Below are 20,699 nucleotides of genomic sequence, written 5' to 3'. Positions count from 1 at the left end.
GAGAGATTGCTACAAAGTTGGGACGAACTATGGAAGAGAACACTTCTGGATTGAATCCTCGTCACCGAACCAATAACGGCGTCTCTGCGCCACAACACACAGCAAAGGGACAATCAGTGAATAGCTCAAAGAAGGTCTTTGTGGTTATCGGATCTTTCTTGGCATTATTTGCCCTTGGTGGAGCTGTCATTGGTGGATTATTTGCGGCAGGGATTTTAGGGTCCACCCAAGACGACTACTCAGGCAGCGGCCAGGAAGAAGTCCTCTTCACGATTAGTGAAGGCGAATATGGCGATGCCATAGCTAACAATCTCGTCGAAGCTGGAGTTACAAAAAGCTTCGAAGCATTTTATTCCCTTCTTCTAGAACAGCCCGAAGTTGTTTTCATCCCTGGGGTATACAAACTCAAGAAAGAAATGTCTGCACAGTCAGCTCTTGATGCCTTACAGGACCCTGCGAACAGAGTTGAGCTCAAAGCTACAATCCCTGAGGGGACCACGCTCAAGAATGTCTACAAAATTCTTTCGGAAGAACTAGGAATTCCTCTCTCAGATTTTGAATCAGCTGGAGCAACACCATCAAACTTTAATGTTCCTGCTGAAGCCACCAATCTTGAAGGTTTCCTTTTCCCTGCAACCTATACCTTTTCTCCGGGTGTAACCGCGGAAACAGTCCTACACACTCTGGTCGATAAATCTATTGCGACATTGGACGAATTTGGCGTGCCTGCTGAAGAGCGTTGGGATGTCATTCGACTTGCTTCCATCATCCAGCGAGAAAGCGGTCCGATCGAAGGAGATGCGTATAAGGTTTCTCGGGTTTTCCATAACCGTTTGGATATTGGCGAAGTTCTCGGTTCTGACGTCACGACCTGTTATGGAGCGGGCCTAACTGGAATTGCTTGCTTGGATATAACGCAGGCAGCCCTAGATGACAAAACAAATCCATACAACACTCGTGTTCTCCCAGGTCTTCCTATCGGACCAATTTCAAACCCTGGAGCTCTAGCAATAGATGCGGCGTATCATCCCGCAGATGGTCCATGGCTATTTTTTGTGACCGTCAATCTCACCACCGGCGAGACAGTGTTCTCAGAAACCTCGGCAGAGCACGATGCTGCTGTTGAACAATACCTCCAGTGGCGGCGAGACAACCCGAATGCAGTGAAATAAATCATGACGTCCATAACGACCTTGGCTGTCGTTGGTCATCCGATAGGTCACTCTCTTTCACCTGTACTTCACAGAGCTGCTTATCAGGCACTCGGTCTCGACTGGAAGTATGAGGCAGTTGATGTTCAGCCTGGAGAGTTGACTAACTTTATTGATTCAGCTGATGTCACACTCCGGGGCCTCTCAGTCACCATGCCACATAAAACTGCTGCGCTCGAAATTGCAGATCATTTTGATCTGATTGCTGAACAAACACAATCTGTGAACACGTTGATGTTCGATTATTCTTCTGGGCTACGAGTAACACACGGCTTCAATACTGATGTTTCAGGAATTGTTCATGCGTGTCATGATGTTGGGGTTCAATCCGCACGTCACGTTGCTGTTGTTGGAAGTGGTGCAACGGCTTCATCTGCAGTTGTCGGCGCTGCAGAACTAGGTGCCGAACACGTTTCTGTTATTGCCCGCACCCCGCAAAATGCCTTCAAACTTGAGCAAGTTGGTCAACGCGCAGGAGTTAGCGTTTCGGTAACTCCACTGTCACAGATTCAAACTGTTTCGCCTGTTGACTTAGCTATTTCAACTCTGCCGGGTGAGGTTGAGCAGTCACTTAATCAACTTTCCCGAGTTCCTCATGCCGCGCTCCTGGATGTGGCATACAGTCCTTGGCCAAGTCGGCGAGGAACTGAATGGGCCAGCTTAGGGGGAGAGGTTATCAGTGGGCTTCGAATGCTTGCTCATCAAGCATTGATACAGGTGCGAATTTTTGTTCTTGGAAACCCCTTCGAGAAGCTACCAAACGAAGAAACTGTGAAAACTGCAATGTTTGAAGCGGTTTCACTCTGACGGCACGAATAAGTCGGTCAATACTTCTCTGTGACTGTGACAAAATTGAAACATGCTTAGATGGCTTACTGCAGGTGAATCTCACGGCCCCGAACTAGTTGCAATTCTCGAGGGTCTTCCTGCTGGTGTGCCAGTGCTTGCAGAGGATATCCAGGCAGATCTCCAACGCCGCCGTCTCGGCTATGGCCGTGGTGCACGAATGAAGTTTGAGCAGGATGAATTGTCCATTTCTGGGGGAGTACGTCACGGGAAAACCCTAGGCGGACCAATTGCCTTACGGGTAGGAAACAGTGAATGGCCCAAATGGGTCGATGTCATGAATCCTGCGCCAGTAGATCCTGCAGTTTTGCAATCCGGAAGAGGTGCTGCCCTCACTCGTCCTCGTCCCGGACATGCAGATCTTGTCGGAATGCAAAAATATGATTTTGACGAATCACGTCCCATTCTTGAACGGGCCAGTGCTCGAGAAACTGCAGCTCGTGTAGCCCTAGGTGCTGTGGCGCGATCATTTCTTTCTGAACTGGGTATTTCTCTTGTAAGCCACACCATCGCGATTGGTCCGGTTTCTGTTCCAGAGGGTAAACCACTGCCACGCGCAGAAGATGTTGCTACTTTGGACGCTGATGAGCTGCGCTGTTTCGATAAGGAAACTAGCGCCCTGATGTATGCCGAGGTAGACCAGGCCCACAAAGACGGTGACACCATTGGTGGTGTTGTCGAAGTTCTCGCTTATGGATTACCTCCAGGTCTTGGTTCACATGTGCACTGGGATCGACGATTAGATTCGCAACTAGCTGCAGCTTTGATGGGAATTCAAGCCATCAAAGGTGTTGAAGTTGGTGACGGATTTGAAACAACACGACGACGCGGATCAGTAGCTCACGATGAACTCTTCGCCTCTGAAGAGGGTATTTTGCGTGAAACAGATCGTGCCGGTGGCATAGAAGGCGGGATGAGTACCGGAACAGTGCTGAGAGTTCGTGCAGGAATGAAACCGATTGCTACAGTTCCTCATGCTCTTCGCACGATCGATACTTCAACGGGAGAAGCCGCTCCCGCTCATCATCAGCGCTCCGACGTGTGCGCTGTTCCTGCTGCAGGTGTTGTCGCAGAAGCTATGGTTGCTTTGACTCTGGCTAACGCTGTTTTGGAAAAATTTGGTGGAGATAACATTTCTGAAACCAAACGTAATCTAGAGGGTTATCTCGCTAACATCCCGTCTTCTGTGCACACGGTAGTAGCAAAGTAGCCAGTATGGCTATCCCTCTCGCTGTATTTATCGGACCTCCTGCTTCCGGTAAATCAAAAGTAGCGAAACGTGTTGCAGCAGTGCTCAATGTTCCTCGCATAGATACAGACAAACTCGTTGTTGCAGAATATGGGCCGATTTCTGAGATTTTTGACACTCAAGGGGAAACTGCCTTTAGAAAATATGAAAGAGAAGCTGTCAAAAATGCGCTTCAAGAGGAAGCAATAGTGAGCTTGGGCGGGGGCGCTGTTCTCAATGAAGAGAGCCAAAGTGAATTGAGAAGAGTTCCCGTCGTTCTTCTCACAGTTAGCGAAGAGGCTGTTGCAGAACGAATTCAGGACCCGAAACGTCCATTACTTCGGGATGGTATTTCTGCATGGAAAAAACTAGTTTCTGAACGATTGCCGATTTATCAAGAACTTGCTTGGCTAACTCTCGATACGTCAGACGGAGATCTTGATGCTGTAGCTCACAGTGTTGCGGAATGGATTCGAGCCGGATACCCCCGAGAAAGTAGCTTGTCATGAGTGTTTCGCACATCACAGTAACTGGTGGTAGAGAGTACGTGGTCAATATTGGTTATGGCATGCTTTCCCAGGCAGAATCCTTTTTGGGCCCTATTCTCGGGCCCGCGGTCAACAAAGTTCTCATTATTCACCCGCCAACCTTGGGGGCTGTGGCAGCCAAACTTCGTGAAAAGTTAATGGGTGAACGAGAAGTTCTGTTAGCTGAAGTACCTGATGCGGAAAATGCGAAACGAATTGAGGTTGCCGCATTTTGTTGGCAAATTCTTGGGCAAGCCGATTTCACACGCTCCGACGCCATCATTGGTTTGGGCGGAGGAGCAGTTACCGATCTTGCAGGTTTCGTAGCTGCTAGCTGGTTACGAGGTGTAAAACTCATCCAAATTCCTACTACTGTTTTGGCAATGGTTGACGCTTCTGTTGGCGGTAAGACCGGAATCAATACAACAGAGGGTAAAAATTTGGTGGGCGCCTTTTATGCCCCGCATTCAGTTGTTTGCGATCTTGATGTACTCGAAAATCTTCCTCGAAATGAGTTACTTGCTGGATTTGCTGAGGTTGTTAAGTGCGGTTTTATTGCAGACGAAGAGATCCTCACAATTCTTGAGTCAGATATAGACCGTGCTACTGATCCAGCATCACCTGAATTTCAGAGGTTAATTGAACTTTCTGTGGGAGTTAAAGCCCGCGTTGTGTCTGAGGACTTCACCGAACAGGGACAGCGAGAAATACTTAACTACGGACACACCTTAGGTCATGCGATTGAACATGCAGAACGGTACACATGGCGCCACGGTGCTGCTATCAGTATTGGAATGATGTTTGCCGCTGAACTTTCGCGTATGACCCAAAATCTTCCTGACTCTGTTGTAGATAGACAAAAGAAGATACTTGAATCATTAACTTTGCCAACTACCTATAAGGCTGAAGCTTGGGAACATCTCCTGGGCACAATGAAAAGGGATAAAAAGGCCCGTGGCTCAATGATGCGCTTTGTAGTTCTCAGAGACATTGCTCAACCAACAATTTTGAACGTGCCAGACACGTCAATCCTCTACACCGCTTACCAAGAGCTCACTGAATAAGTTCGTTAGTCTTATTTCATGGCAAGAATCCTCGTACTTAACGGACCTAACCTTGGTCGTCTGGGAACCAGAGAGCCAGAAGTCTATGGTTCCCATAATCTGGATGACCTTCGCAAAGTTCTTGTTTCTGATGCTCCAAACGACGAAATTGACCTGCGTCAAACAGATTCTGAGCCCGAACTTATGTCGTGGCTTTTTGAAGCAATTGACACCCGTACCCCGGTTGTTTTGAACCCAGCTGCTTTCACACATTATTCCTATGCTTTGCGTGATGCAGTTTCAATGGTGACCAGTGCAGGTATCCCTCTTATTGAGGTCCATATTTCTAACCCACACGCCCGTGAAACGTTCCGTCATAACAGTGTTATTTCTTCTGTTGCTACGGGGGTCATTGCGGGATTTGGTTTTGATTCTTATCGACTCGCACTGACACAACTCACCAGATAACCTCTCAGGTTCTTGCTACTTACAGTCCAGACATAGAATTGATGTTTGGCGCTGAAAAATGAGAGCCCAACCGTTTACTCACATCTAAAGGAATACTTATGGCAACTACTGCTGACATTAAGAACGGAATCGTTCTCAACATCGATGGCGCACTCTGGACCATCATCGAGTTTCAGCACGTCAAGCCTGGTAAGGGTGGTGCTTTCGTCCGAACAAAGATGAAGAACCTCATGACAGGCAAAGTTGTCGACAAGACATACAACGCTGGTACAAAGATTGACATCACTAATGTTGACCGTCGTGACTTCCAATACCTCTACAACGATGGCAATGAGTATGTCTTCATGGACAAGGACAACTACGAGCAGCTTCCTGTTTCTGCTGCAGTTGTCGGAGATGCAAAAAACTACATGCTGGAAAACCAAGACGTTCAGATTGCATTACATGAGGGTTCGCCTCTTTATGTTGATCTTCCTGCAACAGTTGTTCTCGAAATCACTTACACCGAGCCTGGTCTGCAAGGTGACCGCTCGACTGGTGGCAACAAGCCTGCAACAGTCGAAACTGGTCTAGAAATTCAGGTTCCTCTCTTCCTTGAAATCGGTACAAAGGTCAAAGTCGACACTCGAGATGGCTCATACCAAGGTCGCGTAAACGACTAATTTATGAGCGCACGAACAAAAGCGCGAAAGCGCGCACTAGATGTGCTCTTTTCTGCTGATGTGAGAGATATTTCACTGTCGGAAGCACTCGAAGCAGAAGCAAAAAGGGCAGTAAACGAACCCGATCGTGCTAATTCGTGGCTTTATGCTCGCGAAATCATTGACGGCGTTATTGACCACGGTGTGGAAATTGACGAAACGATTGAAACGTATGCCCGTGGCTGGTCTTTAGAGCGCATGCCTGCGGTAGATCGTGCCATTGTTCGCATCGCCGTGTGGGAAATTCTTTACAACACAGAGGTTCCGACAGCTGTGGCTGTCGATGAAGCCGTTGAAGCTGCCAAAACTTTATCAACCGAAGAATCAGCCGGTTTTGTTAATGGCTTATTAGCTACTATCGCTTCCACTGCAAACTGATACACTAGAACCAATTAGACATCCTTTAATTTCCGTCCAGAGAGGCGGGGAAGGAGGTCAGAATGACTGCACGAGCCATCATGCAGGCGACTGACATGCAACGCGCACTGACGCGGATTGCTCACGAAATCCTCGAATCTAATCGAGGAGCTCAGTCACTCGTTCTGCTTGGCATTCCTACTCGTGGTGTGACACTTGCACACCGACTTTCTGTCATTCTTGAATCCATCGTTCCCGGATCTTCAGTGCCCGTTGGCTCCTTGGACGTCACGATGTACCGCGACGACCTTTATCAGCAGCCCACACGTTCTACAGCGCCCACAGAAGTTCCTGTGAGCATCGATGACACAACGGTAGTCCTGGTAGACGATGTTCTTTACAGTGGCCGCACAGTCCGTGCAGCGCTCGACGCCCTCACCGATCTTGGCCGACCCAAGGTTGTTCGTTTAGCGGTCCTAGCAGATCGTGGCCATCGAGAACTTCCCATTCGTGCCGACTTTGTTGGAAAGAATCTTCCTTCAGCTCACGGCGAGCGGATCAACGTGCTTCTGGTCGAACACGATGGCGAAGATGGCGTAGAGATCGAAGAGGTGGTGAGCGCATGAAGCATCTTCTGAGCACCCGAGATGTCTCCCGCGACGAAGCAATACAACTCCTCGATATCGCTGAGGACATGTCTGCTGTGAATGAGCGCGAGGTAAAAAAACTCCCAGCCCTGCGTGGCAAAACAGTTGTGAATCTCTTTTTCGAAGACTCCACTAGAACGAGAATCTCTTTTGAGGCAGCCGAGAAACGCCTTTCTGCAGACGTCATTAACTTTGCTGCGAAAGGTTCAAGCGTGTCTAAAGGGGAAAGCCTCAAGGACACCACTCAAACTTTGGCAGCAATGGGAATCGACGCAGTTGTGATTCGTCATGGTGCATCTGGTGCGCCACAAGTTCTTGCTCAAAGTGGATGGATTGACGCACCTGTCATCAACGCCGGTGATGGCACCCACGAACACCCCACACAAGCGCTTTTGGATGCCTTCACGATGCGCAAGCGATTACATGGTGCTAGTTCACGCGGTAAAGGTCTCGACGGTGTGAAGGTGACGATCGTAGGGGACATCCTGCACTCTCGTGTGGCCCGGTCTAATGTGTGGCTTTTGCAAACGTTGGGAGCTGAGGTGCAGCTCGTGGCCCCGCCCACACTTTTGCCTCATGCTGTCGACACGTGGCCAGTTTCTTTTAGCTATGACCTTGACGAAGCTCTTGCTCAGAGCAAACCTGATGTGGTGATGATGCTCCGTATTCAGCAAGAACGCATGCACGATGCTTTCTTCCCCAATGAGCGTGAATACTCCAATATGTGGGGACTGACTCAAGAGCGATTTTTCTCACTTCCAGCGAAAGCTATGGTGATGCACCCCGGTCCTATGAACCGAGGTCTAGAAATCAGCTCTGTAGCTGCTGACTCACCACAATCAACAGTTCTTGAACAGGTTGCCAACGGTGTGTCCGTGCGCATGGCAGCTCTCTACATGGTTCTCACCGGTGAACGAGAGGTAACTCATGACTAATCCAGATCTACTCATCACCGGAGCGACCCTCCCAGATGGAACTCGTGCCGACATCCTTGTTGAAGGAACACGTATTTCTGCAGTAGGTAAAGGACTCAGCTCGACCTCAGCTACCAAGATAGATGCAGATGGTTTAATCGCACTTCCTGGTTTGGTTGATCTCCATACCCACCTTCGTGAGCCTGGTTACGAGCAGTCTGAAACAGTACTCACCGGCACACAAGCTGCGGCACTGGGTGGATTCACGTCCGTCTTTGCGATGGCAAACACACTTCCCGTTGCAGACACTGCAGGTGTAGTCGAACAGGTGCTTCGCCTCGGCGATGAAGCCGGCTATGCGACAGTGCGCCCTATTGGTGCTGTAACAAAAGGTCTGGAAGGACTCCAGCTTGCTGAGTTGGGCGCCATGGCCAACTCGCGCGCTACAGTCCGCGTCTTCTCCGATGATGGAAAGTGTGTTTTCGACCCACTCATCATGAGACGTGCACTTGAATATGTGAAGACATTTGGCGGTGTCATTGCTCAGCATGCTCAGGAACCACGTCTCACTGTTGACGCCCAGATGAACGAGGGCGAAGTTTCTGCTCGCCTCGGTTTAGCAGGTTGGCCAGCGGTTGCTGAAGAATCCATCATTGCTCGCGACGTTCTCCTGGCTGAACACACTGGATCTCGTCTACATATCTGTCACCTATCCACGGCAGGTTCCGTTGACGTCATTCGCTGGGCGAAGAAACGAGGCATCAACGTCACTGCAGAAGTCACACCACATCACCTGCTCCTCACTGACGAATGTGCAGAAAGTTACGACGCTCGGTATAAGGTAAACCCACCTCTTCGACGCACTGAGGATGTGATGGCCCTGCGTGACGCTCTTGCAGATGGAACCATTGACATCGTTGCAACGGATCATGCCCCTCATCCAGTTGAATCCAAAGACTGTGAATGGGGTGCGGCTGCTTTCGGAATGGTAGGACTTGAATCAGCTCTCGCGGTCGTCCAAACCACCATGATTGAAACAGGGTTGATGGGCTGGAATGACGTTGCGCGCGTTCTATCTGAAACCCCAGCTCAAATTGGGGGATTGGAGACCCACGGTCAGAAAATACAACCCGGAGTTCAAGCAGAACTTGTTTTGGTGGATCCTTCGATTCGTCGAAACTTTGGGATTGAGGACCTTGCTAGCCTGTCACACAACTCTCCATACCTAGGTGTTGAACTTGCTGGACAAGTTGTCACTACCATTCACCAGGGTTATCTGACTGCAGCTGACAAGCAAGTAGTGGATTCATCAATTGTTTCTGCCTCTGCACTGGAGGTGTCACGTGGATAAAGCACTCGTAACAGGAATCGTTCTTGTACTTGTTGTACTGGCAATACTGGGAATGGTCTTGTCTTGGCGAAAGAAAGTCAAGCGGGATTCTCGTTTTCAAATAGTGTTGCCTGGAACCTCTGTCACTGATCACACTTCTGCACCGGTTGAATTTTCCGGATTCTACGTCGCAACAACGTTGGCTGCAGATCCTCTTTATCGACTTACACTTCCAGGTTTGGGTTTCCGTGCCGATGCCCATCTTTTGGTTAGTTCAGATGGAATTACTATTGCTCCGCGAGGTGAAAAGAATACGTTTATTCCTTCTGCCCAGATTGTTCAGATTCATCGAACACAAGTTGCTATAGACAAGGCTGTTGAAAAAGACGGCCTCACGGCAATTTCATGGTCAGCTTGGGATACCGCACGAGGTGAATCTGTCGAATTTACCTCCTTTTTCCGCTTTTCAATCCCTGAAATCCGTCTCGCCTGCGAAAAGGCACTCGTTTCCAACTTCCCCAACGCCACATCGAAAGAGGTTTCCTCGTGAGTCTGACGACCCCCAATGCTGTATTAGTTCTCGAGGACGGTTCACGTTTCGAAGGCCGTGCCTATGGCACCGAAGGAACCACCTTCGGTGAAATCGTTTTTGCCACTGGCATGTCCGGTTATCAGGAGACCCTGACTGACCCTTCCTATGCGGGACAAATTGTTCTCATGACAGCGCCGCATATTGGTAACACTGGAATGAACGATGTGGACATGGAGTCTCGACGTATCTGGGTTGCCGGCTATGTCGTGCGAGATGCCTCACGTATCGTCTCGAACTTCCGTGCTGAACGAAGCCTGGATAACGACCTTGATCACGAAGGTATCGTCGGTATTCAAGGCATCGACACCCGCGCAGTTACCCGCCACATTCGCTCAAAGGGTGCCATGCGCGCTGGAATATTCTCAGGAGCATCAGCGGCAGAAACTCCTGAAGCTCAACTGAAAAAGGTGCTTGAAGCCGACCAAATGGCTGGAAAGAACCTTTCTGCCCAGGTTTCTACCCAAGAAGAATATGTCGTTCCCGCAGTGGGGGAGAAGATCGGTTCTGTCGCGATTCTTGACCTCGGTGTCAAGACCTCCACGGTCAACTACATCGCAGAGCGCGGCTTTGATGCTCACGTATTGCCACAGACAGTGACGGCAGAGCAAATTCTTGCCATGAAGCCTTCAGCACTGTTCTTCTCTAACGGTCCTGGTGACCCTGCAGCCAGTGACAAACATGTGGAACTTCTGAGCACCGTCCTCAAGGCAGGAATTCCGTTCTTCGGTATCTGCTTCGGTAACCAGCTGTTAGGTCGCGCGCTTGGTTTCAAGACTTACAAACTGCCCTTCGGTCACCGCGGTATCAACCAGCCAGTGCTAGACAAGGCAACTGGTCGTGTGGAGATCACTAGCCAGAACCACGGATTTGCAGTGGATGCCCCGATCGAAGGAGTGCTTGAATCTCCAGCCGGATTTGGCCGGGTCGAGGTGAGCCATTACAGCTTGAACGACCAAGTTGTTGAAGGGCTTCGTTGCCTCGACATCAATGCATTCTCTGTCCAATACCACCCAGAAGCTGCGTCGGGACCACACGACAGCAACTATCTCTTTGACCGTTTCCGCGACATGGTCCTCGCATCCGCTACTACCTCGGGAGCATCAAACTAATGCCACGTCGTCCAGACATCAATTCAGTCCTCGTAATTGGCTCCGGTCCAATCGTGATTGGTCAAGCTTGCGAGTTTGATTACTCAGGCACACAGGCCTGCCGTGTGCTGCGTGAAGAAGGCATTCGAGTAATTCTTGTGAACTCGAACCCCGCCACCATTATGACCGACCCTGATTTCGCTGATGCAACCTATGTGGAGCCCATCACTCCTGAGGTCATTGAAGCAATCATTATCAAGGAAAAGCCAGACGCCATTTTGCCAACACTTGGCGGACAGACCGCACTCAACGCTGCCATCTCACTGCACGAGAATGGTGCTCTTGAGCGTCACGGTGTTGAGCTCATTGGCGCAAAAGTCGAAGCCATACGTAAGGGTGAAGACCGCCAGATCTTCAAGGAACTCGTTCTTGCCTCGGGTGCTGATGTTGCCAAGTCCTACATCGCCCACACCCTTGAAGAGTGCCTCGAAGCAGCAAAAGACTTGGGTTACCCCCTCGTTGTTCGTCCGTCCTTCACCATGGGTGGTTTGGGCTCAGGCTTTGCTTACAACGAGGAAGATCTCATCCGCATCGCTGGTGATGGACTTCACTCAAGCCCTACAAGTGAGGTTCTTCTCGAAGAGAGCATCTTGGGTTGGAAAGAATACGAACTCGAGCTCATGCGTGACACCGCCGACAACACCGTTGTCGTCTGTTCCATTGAAAACGTGGATCCCGTCGGTGTTCACACCGGTGACTCCATTACTCTGGCGCCAGCGCTAACGCTAACTGACCGTGAGTACCAAAACCTTCGTGACATCGGCATAGAGATTATTCGTCTCGTTGGCGTTGACACAGGTGGATGTAACATACAGTTCGCTGTCGATCCCAAGGATGGCCGTGTCATCGTGATTGAGATGAACCCTCGTGTTTCTCGCTCATCTGCGCTGGCATCCAAGGCAACCGGTTTCCCCATTGCCAAGATTGCTGCCAAGTTGGCAATTGGATATCGCCTCGATGAAATCCCTAACGACATCACTAAGGTGACTCCAGCTTCCTTCGAGCCCACCCTCGACTACGTTGTGGTCAAGGTTCCTCGCTTTGCTTTTGAGAAGTTCCCTGCAGCAGATGCCACATTGACCACCACCATGAAATCTGTCGGTGAGGCAATGGCTATTGGCCGTAATTATGCGACCGCGCTTCAGAAGGCTCTTCGTTCTCTGGAGAAGCGTGGAAGCTCATTCCACTGGGGAGAGGAAACCCGTTCTGTAGAAGAGCTTCTTTCTATCTCCAAGGTTCCTACTGACGGACGTATTGTGACCGTTCAACAGGCTTTGCGTAAGGGCGCAACGCCGAAACAAGTTTTCGATGCCACCAAGATTGACCCTTGGTTTATTGACCAGATCGTTTTGATCAACGAAGTTGCTGCTGAAGTTCAAGCAGCACCTGAACTGAATGCCTCAGTCATCCGCTATGCCAAGGACTTTGGCTTCTCTGATGCCCAAATCGCAGAGCTTCGTGGACTAACCGAGCAGGAGGTTCGTAACCAGCGTTATGCCCTCGATATTCGACCCGTTTTCAAGACGGTAGACACTTGTGCAGGTGAATTCCCGGCCCTCACCCCGTATCACTACTCAAGCTATGACCTTGAGACAGAGGTGATGCCGAGTGATCGTAAGAAGGTCGTTATTCTCGGCTCTGGTCCGAACCGTATTGGTCAGGGCGTTGAGTTCGACTACTCCTGTGTTCATGCCTCGTTTGCACTTTCGGATGCTGGTTACGAAACCATCATGATCAACTGCAACCCTGAGACAGTCTCGACAGACTATGACACCAGTGATCGCCTCTATTTTGAGCCTCTCACGTTGGAAGATGTTCTCGAGGTTATTCATGCCGAGAGCAAGTCGGGAGAACTTGTCGGGGTTGTTGTTCAGCTCGGTGGGCAAACAGCTCTAGGGCTTGCGAAGGGCCTCAAAGCAGCTGGTGTTCCTATATTGGGAACCACTCCTGAAGCAATTGACCTTGCCGAAGAACGTGGTGAATTCAGTCGCATACTGGACGCAGCCAACCTTCTGGCTCCTCGAAATGGAACCGCAACGGATGTCGAAGGTGCGGTGAAGGTAGCAGAAGAGATCGGTTATCCCGTACTCGTCCGTCCTTCTTATGTGCTCGGTGGTCGCGGTATGGAGATTGTCTTCGACACCGCCACTTTGCGTGATTATTTCGTCCGCATCGATGGCCAAGCCATTGTTGGACCAGAATCTCCACTGTTAGTAGATCGTTTCTTGGATGACGCTATAGAAATTGACGTGGATGCGCTCTTCGACGGAGAACAACTCTACGTCGGCGGTGTGATGGAGCACATCGAAGAAGCAGGTGTTCACTCCGGTGACTCAGCTTGTACTCTTCCCCCCATTTCACTGGGAAAGAAAGATGTTGATCGCGTTCGTGAAGCAACTTTGGCTATTGCCAAGGGAATCGGCGTTAAAGGTTTGCTCAACGTCCAGTTCGCGATCGGTGCCGGAGTTCTCTACGTGCTCGAAGCCAACCCACGTGCATCTCGAACGGTTCCATTTGTCTCTAAAGCGCTAGGTATTCCTCTTGCCAAGGCTGCGAGCCGCATCATGGTGGGGGAGAGTATTCGTGATCTGATAACCGAGGGTCTTCTTCCAGCTCAAGACGGTTCTGTAGTTCCTATGGATGCCCCTATCGCGGTGAAAGAAGCAGTCCTTCCGTTCAAGCGATTCCGCACCCCTGCAGGCAAGGTAGTGGACTCGCTTCTCGGCCCAGAAATGCGCTCAACCGGTGAAGTCATGGGTATGGATGTGAATTTCCCCATTGCCTTTGCTAAAGCTCAAGCTGGAGCTTACGGTGGGCTACCATCATCAGGCACAGTGTTCATCTCGGTTGCAGATCGAGACAAGCGCAACATCATTTTGCCTGCACTTCGTTTCTCGCAATTGGGATTCAAGATTGTGGCCACAGAAGGAACTGCTGAAATACTTCAGCGCAATGGCATCCCTGCAAGCATCATCGGCAAGGTAAGCGCAAAGTTGGGCGATGACACCATAGTTGAACTCATCAACCGTAACGAGGTCGACATTGTGATCAACACACCGAGTGGTTCAACTGCTCGTGCTGATGGGTATGAGATTCGTGCCTCCGCTATTGCTGCCGATAAGCCTCTCTTTACCAACATGGCTCAGGTTAGTGCAGCTGTTGCATCTATCGACACAATCCGCGAAGGTTTTGATGTGTGCAGTTTGCAGGACTATGCCATCAAGCGTCGTGAGGCTCTGGCCAAAGTATGAGTGAAGTAGGGTTCGGGGATCGTCTCCAAGCTGCCTTCCAGCAGTTTGGACACTTGTGTGTGGGTATTGATCCACATCCGTTCCTACTCAAAGAGTGGGAGTTTGAAGACACCTCTGTGAGCCTGCGTGAATTCTCACTGCGAGTCATTGATGCGTGTGTCGGTCAAGTTGGCATCATCAAACCACAGGTTGCCTTCTATGAACGTCACGGCGCCAAAGGCATGGAAGCCCTCGAATACATCATTCGACGTGCTCGTGATGCTGGATTGTTGGTGATCTCCGACTGTAAGCGCGGAGACATTGGCAGCACCATGGAAGCTTATGCTCAGGCATGGCTGACTCCAGGATGGAATCTGGAATCTGATGCCATTACTGTCAGCCCGTACTTGGGCTCGGGAGCCCTCTCACAGACCGTTGAGTATGCGCTCTCACACAATAAGGGTGTCTTCATTCTTTCTGCGACCAGTAACCCGGAAGCTGCGCTTCTGCAGACTGCACAGGTCACTCAAGGAATTCATCAAGGTAAGACTGTCGCGGCTGCCATGTTGAGTGACGTTGCAAGGTTGGCAACTGAATCAACGCCGCTGAATTCAGTTGGTGCAGTTCTCGGCGCAACCCTCGACCTGCCAAGTTTGGGAATTCAGCCAGATGACTATCCTGCACTTCCCGTACTTGCTCCAGGTTTCGGCTTCCAGGGCGCTCGTGTTGAAGATGCTCAACGCTTGTTTGGGAACCTTTCGACAAACTTGATTGTGTCGGAAACGAGAAGTGTCCTCTCAGCTGGTCGTGAGGGTGTTGTTGAATCAGTTACTCGTCGTGCAGGAGAGGTCGCTTCCGCCCTTGCCTAACGTCATGCCTGAGGTTGACCGCCGCGCTGCAGCGCAGGCGGGAGTCGTGGCGCGTCGCAAACGTGCCGCAATTAAGGCGGATGTTTTTGAGGGTCGCAGATCTGCGCTTGATGTCTTTGTTGTTGCCACGATTGATCCGTCGTCTTCCGAAGCAACTATTCGGGTTACTGATTTCTTGAAATCACTGCGTGGTGTGGGAGTCAACAAGATTCCACGCATTCTTGAAGAGCTAGATATTTCTCCCCGCAAACGCCTTGGTGGTTTAGGAAAACACCAGCGAGCAGGTTTGCGTAAATGGATACTTGCCTACCAAGCAAAACGAAAAGAGACTTGGCCGCCAAAAGCTGTTGTACTCGTGGGTCCTTCCGGTGTAGGTAAGGGAACAGTTGTCAACCACATTGTTCGCAACCATCCTCAAGTTCACCTTTCCATCTCTGCAACCACGCGCGACCCTCGCCCAGGTGAAGTGGACGGCGTCAACTACTACTTCATTGATCATGGAGAATTCGACGCCATGATCTATTCAGAAGCACTCCTCGAATGGGCGGAAGTCCACGGACAACACAAATATGGAACACCTCGTGGGCCTATTGAGAATGCGTTGTCTCAGGGCAGAAGTGTTCTTTTTGAAATTGATATTCAGGGTGCGAGACAAATTCGCGAAACCATGCCAGAGGCTCGTCTCGTGTTTCTTTTGCCTCCCGACTGGGATGAACTTGTTAGACGTTTACGCGAACGTGGAACTGAATCCGAAGAAGAAATCCAACGCAGATTGGAAACTGCTTACGGCGAACTTGCTGCGAAAGATGAATTTGACGTACGAGTAATTAACCGTGACGTCACCGAAGCTGCCCAACAGGTCGTAGACTTAATGGGACTTATCAAGGAGTAAAACATGGCTACCAAGCTTGAAGGAATTATCAATCCACCAATCGATGACCTGCTCTCAAAGGTTGATTCAAAGTATGCTTTGGTGATTTTCGCCTCTAAGCGTGCTCGTCAGATCAATGACTATTACTCTGATCTTCACGAAGGAAGCCTCTTCGACAATGTTGGTCCCCTCGTTGACTCCAACATTGACGACAAGCCGCTTTCCGTCGCTCTGCACGAAATCAACGAGGACAAGCTCATCGCTCGTCCACTTTCGGCCTAATAACCGAATCGACACCTGAAGTGTCGCGCACACCTTTACGCATTGTCGTCGGGATAACCGGCGGCATTGCTGCGTATAAGGCAGTTTCTGTCGTTCGAGGGTTTGTCAAAGACGGACACCATGTAGACGTGGTAGCAACTGAAGCCGCACTGCAATTTGTGGGTCGTCCTACACTCGAAGCAATCAGTCGTAACCCCGTTAATGTCGGCCTGTATGACGATGTAGCTCAAGTTCGCCATGTTGCCCTGGGACAGCAAGCAGACGTCATCGTAGTAGCTCCAGCTACCGCAAATACACTCGCACAATTTGCTGCTGGATTAGCTCCTGACCTTCTGGGGAACACTGTTCTCGCTCGACGTGGTCCGCTTGTTGTAGCACCAGCAATGCACACGGAGATGTGGGAAAATCCCGCAACACAAGCGAATATTTCTACGTTGCGGTCTCGTGGTGTTGTCGTTGTAGGTCCTGGTGTGGGCCAACTCACTGGTTCAGATTCTGGCCCAGGTCGAATGAGTGAACCTGAAGACATCATTGCGGCAGCCTACGAGGCAGTTTCCGGTGAAACAAAGCATGACCTCGTCGGTAAGCGAATCTTGATCACCGGTGGTGGCACGCGTGAACCACTAGATCCTGTTCGCTTTATTGGCAATCGCTCATCGGGTAAGCAAGCGGTTGCACTCGCTCAACGTGCGATGCAACGTGGTGCTGATGTCACACTCATAGCAGCACATCTCGAAGTTGAACCGCCTGCCGGAGTGGATCTCGTTTCTGTATCCACTGCGGCGCAGATGCACAGTGAAGTTATGACTCTTTCACCAGAGTTCGACATTGTCATCATGGCAGCAGCAGTTTCTGACTATCGTATGGATACAGTCTCTGGTTCAAAGTTGAAGAAATCAGACAACGGTGGAGTGCTCCACCTCACTCTCGTTGAAAACCCAGACATCCTTAAAGAATTGTCTTCGTCTAAATCAGCAAAGCAACTCATTATTGGTTTTGCAGCAGAAACCGCAACGGAAGATGAACTCATTCGAATCGGGCAGGAAAAACTTGCCCGTAAGGGGTGCGACCTTTTGATCCTCAATCAGGTTGGTTGGGATCAAGGCTTTGGAACAGAAAGTAACACCGTCACAGTGTTAGCTTGTGGTGGAGATATTCTGATTACTGCAACCGGATCAAAGATGTCTGTAGCGGACACTATTCTCGATTGCATCGCAACACCGCCATTCCACATCGCGTAATTCGCGTGGCACAATCCAACGTCTACGCACGAGAGGACTAATCGCCATGAGCGCTTTACGACTATTCACTTCCGAATCTGTCACAGAAGGACACCCCGACAAAATTTGTGACCAGATTTCAGACAGCATTCTGGATAATCTGCTCGAACAGGACAAGGGCAGTCGAGTAGCCGTTGAAACCCTTGTTACTACCGGTTTGGTCCACGTTGCCGGTGAGGTTACAACCGAAGGTTATGCGGAGATTCCTGAGATCGTCCGCAACGTGGTCAAAGACATCGGTTACACCTCGTCAGACATCGGTTTTGATGGCGATAGCTGTGGTGTTTCAGTTTCCATCGGACAACAGTCACCTGACATTGCCAACCTCGTATTCGGACAAGAAGAGCAGGGTGCTGGCGATCAGGGCATCATGTTTGGATATGCCACCACAGAGACTGCACAGCTCATGCCGCTGCCAATCTATCTTTCACACCGCATTGCTGAACGCTTGACTGAAGCTCGCAAGAGCGGACAGCTCGCTTATCTTCGTCCTGATGGAAAAACTCAGGTCACTGTGGGTTATGAGGGAATCATTCCTCGAACCATCGAGACGGTAGTGGTGTCTACCCAACATGCACCACAGGCAGAATCGTCACTTGAGAGCCTGCGCGCAGATGTCATTGATCACATCATTCGCCCTGTTCTTGCAGACGCTGGTTTTAGCTCTGCCGACACAAACTTCATGGTCAACCCCATGGGCAAGTTCGAAATTGGCGGTCCCAAGGGTGATGCTGGTCTCACAGGGCGCAAAATCATCGTGGACACGTATGGTGGTGCAAGCCGTCATGGTGGCGGTGCCTTCTCTGGAAAAGATCCCTCAAAGGTCGACCGTTCGGCTGCTTATGCAATGCGCCATGTCGCAAAGAATGCTGTAGCCGCAGGTTTTGCAGAAAAGCTTGAAGTACAGATTGCGTATGCCATCGGTGTGGCACAGCCAGTAGGTCTTTACGTGGAAACCTTTGGAACGGGCAAGGTTGATGACTCTGTCATTATTAAGGCAATACGGGACACCTTTGATCTCAGCCCAGCAGGCATCATTCGAGAATTAGACCTTCTTCGTCCGATCTATCGTCAGACATCTGCATATGGTCACTTTGGCCGTGAACTTCCTGATTTCACCTGGGAAAAGCTCGACAAGGTTGACGAACTTCGCCGTTTGGCTGGTCTGTAATACGTGAACCCACAACCTGGGTTTGCGAGTGTGTTGTTAGACACCTCGTTACCTCAGCTTGACCACGTATTTGAATACCGTATCCCTGAGTCACTCCTTGGCGATGTCCGTGTGGGTTCAAAAGTCTCTGTCCCACTGCGGGGCGGCGCACGATTTTCTGACGCGTATGTCACTGCCCTGAGCGAAAAACCTGAGTTCACCGGAGACCTGCAGTTCATCGAGAAAGTTATTTCTCCTGTTTCGTTGTTGAAACCTGACACACTCGAACTCGCTCGCAAAATAGCGGACCGACAAGCAGGATCTGCCATGGATGTTCTCCGTTTGATCATCCCCGCACGCTATGTACGAGCAGAAAAGGCTTTTCTTGCAGAATCTGTGAAGCGAGAGCAATACAGTGGCGAAATTCCCGAGAAACCCGCTGAATTCACCGCACTCGATGTCTCTGCTGGTTCTCGACTTGCCCTCAAAGTGCCACCCCGGCTTGAAATCACCTCACAAGCAACCTCGTCGAATTGGGTAGAACTGTTTGTCGCTCTTGCCGCAGAACAGTTAGCTCAGGGTTCCAGCACTATTTTTGCTGTTCCTGACTTTAGGGATATAGAGAAACTTGAAAAAGTCTTTATTGAGGCAGGTCTAGAAGGTCATTTCATTCGTGTTGACGCAAAGCTTTCGGGGCAAGAGCGATACGTCAACTACTTACGATCTCTCACAGAAGAACCTCTCATCATTCTCGGAAACAGGTCTGCAACTCTGGCTCCTGCCCATAATGTGGGACTCGTGGTTGTGTGGGATGACGGAGACCACAACTTCGAGGAACCTCTTGCTCCTTACGCACACGCACGAGATGTCGCCTTAGTTCGTCAGTCACTCACTGGCTGCTCATTGCTCTTTGCTTCGCACACACGATCACTTGAAACCCAGCGCCTAGTTGAACTTGGGTTCTTCACTGAGGCGCCAGTCCGCGATGTTGCTCAGCCCGAGATTGTCCTCACAGATGCACATCTAGAGGAGGGAACCACACCTTCACGTATTCCAAGTGCCGCATGGTTAGGCGCTAGGAAAGCATTGGAACGAGGTCCTGTGCTCGTTCAAGTTGCTAGTCCAGGATTTTCACCCGCACTGGTGTGTAGCGGATGCAATGAGCGAGCAACATGTTCTTCCTGTAATGGGCCATTGCACTTAGCTCATCGCAATTTCTCTCCTAGCTGTCGTTGGTGTGGCAATCTCAATGCTGCATGGACATGCCAGGGCTGTGGCGGAAAACAACTTCGACCGATTGCTGCTGGTACAGAGCGAACTTCTGATGAAATAGGTCGAGCTTTTCCTGGTGTGAAAGTGATTGTTGCGGATGGTGGGCACATCATCACGTCCGTTCCAGCTACACCCGCAGTTGTTGTTGCGACTCCTGGTGCAGAACCGGTTGCTGAAGGTGGTTATGCTGCCATCTTGCTCTTAGACGGTGAACGCCTGAGAGGAAGAGAGGCCTTCCGAGTTGACGAAGATGTACTTCGTAATTGGAGTAACACCATTGCCCTGGCTAAGCCAGATGCCAGAGTGTTTATTAATGGTGCTGGAGTGGCTCTTGGTCGGACTTTGGTTGATTCTGCACAAGTTCGGTGGGCAGCGCATGAGTTAGCTGATCGAATGCAGCTACATTTGCCACCAGCCGTGCGCGTGGTTTCGATTTCTGGCTCTGCAGAGATGGTTCGGACGACCTGTGATGAACTGCCTACGCTTGCGGACTATCGTGTTCTTGGCCCGGTCGGTCAACCAGATGGTTCTTCCCGCGCTCTCGTCTTCTTTGAGTATAAAGACGGCGAAAAGTTAGCTACACATCTCCGTGCAGCAGTAATTACGTCTGCTACACGCTCGAAGAAGCCGCCTGCCTCGTCAGAGCGTGCTGCGCGAGTGCTTAGACTGAGAGTGCGTTTCGACGACCCTGATATCGACTCGCTCTAATGTTTTCTCGTGTGAGGTGGGTGTT

General features: G+C 50.4%; 20 protein-coding genes. All 20 read left to right on the top strand.

What is annotated here, in order from left to right:
* The first annotated feature begins 29 nt into the window (after positions 1-29).
* The 20 genes from mltG to AINA4_RS04095 all read left to right on the top strand — a co-directional run bounded on the left by mltG (position 30) and on the right by AINA4_RS04095 (position 20,674).
* Complete coding sequence (gene mltG, locus AINA4_RS04190; protein WP_281786270.1) at positions 30-1,172, top strand: endolytic transglycosylase MltG; 1,143 nt, start codon at positions 30-32, stop codon at positions 1,170-1,172.
* A 3-nt stretch (positions 1,173-1,175) separates the two neighbouring features.
* Positions 1,176-2,018, top strand: a complete 843-nt coding sequence (locus AINA4_RS04185; RefSeq protein WP_281786269.1) for a shikimate dehydrogenase — start codon at positions 1,176-1,178, stop codon at positions 2,016-2,018.
* A 52-nt stretch (positions 2,019-2,070) separates the two neighbouring features.
* Entirely contained in the window at positions 2,071-3,267 is a 1,197-nt protein-coding gene (gene aroC / locus AINA4_RS04180; protein ID WP_281786268.1) for a chorismate synthase, read from the top strand.
* Between the two features lie 5 nt (positions 3,268-3,272).
* A complete protein-coding gene (locus AINA4_RS04175) occupies positions 3,273-3,794 on the top strand; it encodes a shikimate kinase (protein ID WP_281786267.1) in 522 nt (173 codons plus the stop codon).
* Positions 3,791-4,876 (top strand): 3-dehydroquinate synthase, encoded by a 1,086-nt coding sequence (gene aroB / locus AINA4_RS04170; RefSeq protein ID WP_281786266.1) that lies wholly within the window; start codon positions 3,791-3,793, stop codon positions 4,874-4,876. Before AINA4_RS04175 ends, aroB begins: the two co-directional genes overlap by 4 nt.
* Before the next feature lie 18 nt (positions 4,877-4,894).
* Positions 4,895-5,323: a type II 3-dehydroquinate dehydratase gene (locus AINA4_RS04165; RefSeq protein ID WP_281786265.1), complete on the top strand. Its 429-nt coding sequence runs from the start codon at positions 4,895-4,897 to the stop codon at positions 5,321-5,323.
* A 98-nt stretch (positions 5,324-5,421) separates the two neighbouring features.
* Complete coding sequence (efp, locus tag AINA4_RS04160) at positions 5,422-5,985, top strand: elongation factor P (protein WP_096381045.1); 564 nt, start codon at positions 5,422-5,424, stop codon at positions 5,983-5,985.
* 3 nt (positions 5,986-5,988) lie between these two features.
* Positions 5,989-6,402 (top strand): transcription antitermination factor NusB, encoded by a 414-nt coding sequence (nusB, locus tag AINA4_RS04155; RefSeq protein WP_281786264.1) that lies wholly within the window; start codon positions 5,989-5,991, stop codon positions 6,400-6,402.
* Positions 6,403-6,464: 62 nt separating this feature from the next.
* Positions 6,465-7,007 carry a bifunctional pyr operon transcriptional regulator/uracil phosphoribosyltransferase PyrR gene (gene pyrR, locus AINA4_RS04150; protein WP_281786263.1) on the top strand — a complete coding sequence of 181 codons (543 nt, stop codon included), beginning with the start codon at positions 6,465-6,467 and terminating at the stop codon, positions 7,005-7,007.
* Positions 7,004-7,963 (top strand): aspartate carbamoyltransferase catalytic subunit, encoded by a 960-nt coding sequence (locus tag AINA4_RS04145; protein ID WP_281786262.1) that lies wholly within the window; start codon positions 7,004-7,006, stop codon positions 7,961-7,963. The genes pyrR and AINA4_RS04145 overlap by 4 nt, the downstream gene beginning before the upstream one ends.
* Positions 7,956-9,293 (top strand): dihydroorotase, encoded by a 1,338-nt coding sequence (locus tag AINA4_RS04140; protein ID WP_281786261.1) that lies wholly within the window; start codon positions 7,956-7,958, stop codon positions 9,291-9,293. Before AINA4_RS04145 ends, AINA4_RS04140 begins: the two co-directional genes overlap by 8 nt.
* Positions 9,286-9,822 (top strand): hypothetical protein, encoded by a 537-nt coding sequence (locus AINA4_RS04135; protein ID WP_281786260.1) that lies wholly within the window; start codon positions 9,286-9,288, stop codon positions 9,820-9,822. The genes AINA4_RS04140 and AINA4_RS04135 overlap by 8 nt, the downstream gene beginning before the upstream one ends.
* Entirely contained in the window at positions 9,819-10,973 is a 1,155-nt protein-coding gene (carA, locus tag AINA4_RS04130) for a glutamine-hydrolyzing carbamoyl-phosphate synthase small subunit (RefSeq protein WP_281786259.1), read from the top strand. The genes AINA4_RS04135 and carA overlap by 4 nt, the downstream gene beginning before the upstream one ends.
* Positions 10,973-14,263, top strand: coding sequence for a carbamoyl-phosphate synthase large subunit (gene carB, locus AINA4_RS04125; RefSeq protein WP_281786258.1), 3,291 nt, complete (start codon positions 10,973-10,975; stop codon positions 14,261-14,263). Before carA ends, carB begins: the two co-directional genes overlap by 1 nt.
* Positions 14,260-15,111 carry an orotidine-5'-phosphate decarboxylase gene (pyrF, locus tag AINA4_RS04120; RefSeq protein ID WP_281786257.1) on the top strand — a complete coding sequence of 284 codons (852 nt, stop codon included), beginning with the start codon at positions 14,260-14,262 and terminating at the stop codon, positions 15,109-15,111. Before carB ends, pyrF begins: the two co-directional genes overlap by 4 nt.
* A gap of 4 nt (positions 15,112-15,115) precedes the next feature.
* Positions 15,116-16,003, top strand: a complete 888-nt coding sequence (gene gmk / locus AINA4_RS04115) for a guanylate kinase (protein ID WP_281786256.1) — start codon at positions 15,116-15,118, stop codon at positions 16,001-16,003.
* A gap of 3 nt (positions 16,004-16,006) precedes the next feature.
* On the top strand, positions 16,007-16,264 hold the full coding sequence (gene rpoZ / locus AINA4_RS04110) for a DNA-directed RNA polymerase subunit omega (protein WP_096381067.1): 258 nt from the start codon (positions 16,007-16,009) through the stop codon (positions 16,262-16,264).
* Between the two features lie 20 nt (positions 16,265-16,284).
* A complete protein-coding gene (gene coaBC, locus AINA4_RS04105) occupies positions 16,285-17,505 on the top strand; it encodes a bifunctional phosphopantothenoylcysteine decarboxylase/phosphopantothenate--cysteine ligase CoaBC (protein ID WP_281786255.1) in 1,221 nt (406 codons plus the stop codon).
* 46 nt (positions 17,506-17,551) lie between these two features.
* On the top strand, positions 17,552-18,715 hold the full coding sequence (gene metK, locus AINA4_RS04100) for a methionine adenosyltransferase (protein ID WP_281786254.1): 1,164 nt from the start codon (positions 17,552-17,554) through the stop codon (positions 18,713-18,715).
* A gap of 3 nt (positions 18,716-18,718) precedes the next feature.
* Entirely contained in the window at positions 18,719-20,674 is a 1,956-nt protein-coding gene (locus AINA4_RS04095; RefSeq protein WP_281786253.1) for a primosomal protein N', read from the top strand.
* Positions 20,675-20,699 lie beyond the last annotated feature (25 nt).

It is taken from the genome of Aurantimicrobium sp. INA4 (assembly GCF_027924525.1).
In the GTDB taxonomy this organism is placed as follows: Bacteria; Actinomycetota; Actinomycetes; order Actinomycetales; family Microbacteriaceae; genus Aurantimicrobium.
The sequence above is the reverse complement of the archived record's forward strand: the minus strand, read 5'-3'. Positions and strand labels throughout refer to the sequence as shown.